Consider the following 2,154-nt stretch of genomic DNA (forward strand, 5'->3'; position numbering starts at 1 on the left):
TGGGGGTCGAGCCCGTACTCCGGGAACTGAACATCCCCTCCTCTACCTACTACCGGTGGCGCCAGGCCGAGACCGAGCCGTGCGAACGGCACCGTCGGGACGCCGAGCTGACGGGCAGGATCCGGCAGGTCCACGACGAGTCCGGCGGGATCTACGGCTCACCCCGCGTGCACGCCGTCCTCAAGCGTGAGGGCATCCACGTCGGCCGCAAGCGCGTCGAGCGGCTCATGCGCCAGGCCGGCCTGGCCGGGATCAGCCCCCGCCGGGACAAGGGCTTCACTCGTCGTGACCCGGACGCCGATCTGGCCCCTGACCTGGTACAACGCGACTTCACCGCGAACGGGCCGAACCGACTGTGGGTCACCGACCTGACCATGATCCCCACCGAAGAGGGGCCGCTGTGGCTGTCCGCGATCCGCGACGCGTACTCCCGCCGGGTCGTGGCCTGGGAGACCTCCGCCCGCGCGGACGCGGACCTGGTGCTTACCTCGCTGGAGTATGCCCTGGCCAGCCGCGAAGTCGCCCCCGGGGAACTCGTCCATCACGCCGACCACGGCTGTCAGGGTGGATTCAACTGGTCGTCGCAACACCCTGATCTCGGAGGTGTGCGACGTGGCCACGGCGGACTGGAGTTTGAAGACCAGCGATGTTCCGGAGGGGCGGCGTCGGCAGTGGCGCGCTGACCGTGCGTTGCGGCCGGCGATGCGTTCGCCGGGGCGGCCTGATCCGTCTCGGGTCGTGCAGCGCCAGTTCTGGCGACTGATCGCCACGGGGGTCACGACGGCCGAGGCGTCGCTGGCGGTCGGTGTGTCGTGGCCGGTGGGTGCGAGGTGGTTTCGTCACGCTGGCGGCATGCCTCCGATCTCGTTGGCCGAGCCCTCGGGCCGGTATCTCACGTTCGAGGAGCGCGAGGAGATCGCGATCCTCAGGGCGATGAGCAAGGGTGTGCGCGAGATCGCCCGCGCCCTGGGGCGTGACCCCGGGACGATCTCGCGCGAACTGCGCCGCAACGCCGCCACGCGCAGCGGCAAGCAGGAGTACCGCGCGACGGTCGCCCAGTGGAAGGCTCAGCAGGCGGCCAAGCGCCCGAAGAGCGCGAAGCTCCTGGGCAACGACCGGTTGCGTGAGTACGTTCAGGAGAGGTTGTCGGGGAACGTTCACCGGCCTGACGGGACGGTCGCCGCAGGACCGCAGACGCCTCCGTGGAAAGGGCTGAACAAGCCGCACCGGCAAGACAGGCGGTGGGCGACAGCATGGAGCCCGGAACAGATCTCGCACCGGTTGAAGGCCGACTTCCCCGAGGATGAGTCCATGCGCATCAGCCACGAGGCGATCTATCAGTCGCTGTTCATCGAGGGCCGTGGTGCGCTCAAGCGTGAGCTGGTCGCCTGCCTGCGCACTGGGCGGGCGCTTCGAGAGCCTCGGTCAAGGTCACGTAACAGGCCGCAAGGGCATGTCACCGCGGATGTCGTCCTCAGTGAACGTCCTGCAGAGGCCGCAGACCGCGCGGTCCCGGGGCATTGGGAAGGCGATCTGATCATCGGGACGGGCCGGTCCGCGATCGGCACGCTTGTCGAGCGCAGCAGCCGATCCACCCTCCTGGTGCATCTGCCGAGGATGGAGGGCTGGGGCGAGGTGGCGCCCGTGAAGAACGGCCCGGCGTTGGGCGGTTACGGCGCCGTCGCGATGAACACTGCCCTGACGGTGTCGATGACGAAGCTTCCCGAGCAGCTCCGCAAGACACTGACCTGGGACCGCGGGAAGGAACTCTCCGGGCATGCCCAGTTCGCGCTCGAGACCGGGACGAAGGTGTTCTTCGCCGATCCGCACTCGCCCTGGCAGCGACCCACGAACGAGAACACGAACGGGCTGCTGCGTCAGTACTTCCCGAAGGGCACCGACCTGTCCCGGTGGTCCGCCGAGGACCTCGAAGCCGTCGCCCTGGCGATCAATAACCGACCCCGCAAGATCCTCGGCTGGAAAACCCCGGCCGAGGTCTTCCAGGAGCAGCTACGCTCACTACAGCAGCCCGGTGTTGCAACGACCGGTTGAACTCGCCCAGCACACGTCCGTGAAGCTCACAACGCGCCTGGTCAGGGCCGGTATCCAGGCGTCCATGGGCTCAGTCGGCGACTCGTTCGACAATGCCCTGGC

The 2,154-nt window shown here is 68.3% G+C and carries 2 protein-coding genes; both read left to right on the forward strand.

From position 1 onward, the window contains the following. A partial coding sequence (locus ACWC2T_RS45910) for an IS3 family transposase (protein WP_450676228.1) occupies positions 1–683 on the forward strand: 683 nt, incomplete at its 5' end. Next, on the forward strand, positions 634–2,052 hold the full coding sequence (locus ACWC2T_RS45915; protein WP_450676229.1) for an IS30 family transposase: 1,419 nt from the start codon (positions 634–636) through the stop codon (positions 2,050–2,052). The genes ACWC2T_RS45910 and ACWC2T_RS45915, both read left to right, overlap by 50 nt. The last annotated feature ends 102 nt before the right edge of the window (positions 2,053–2,154 follow it).

The organism is Streptomyces sp. NPDC001393 (assembly GCF_053597455.1).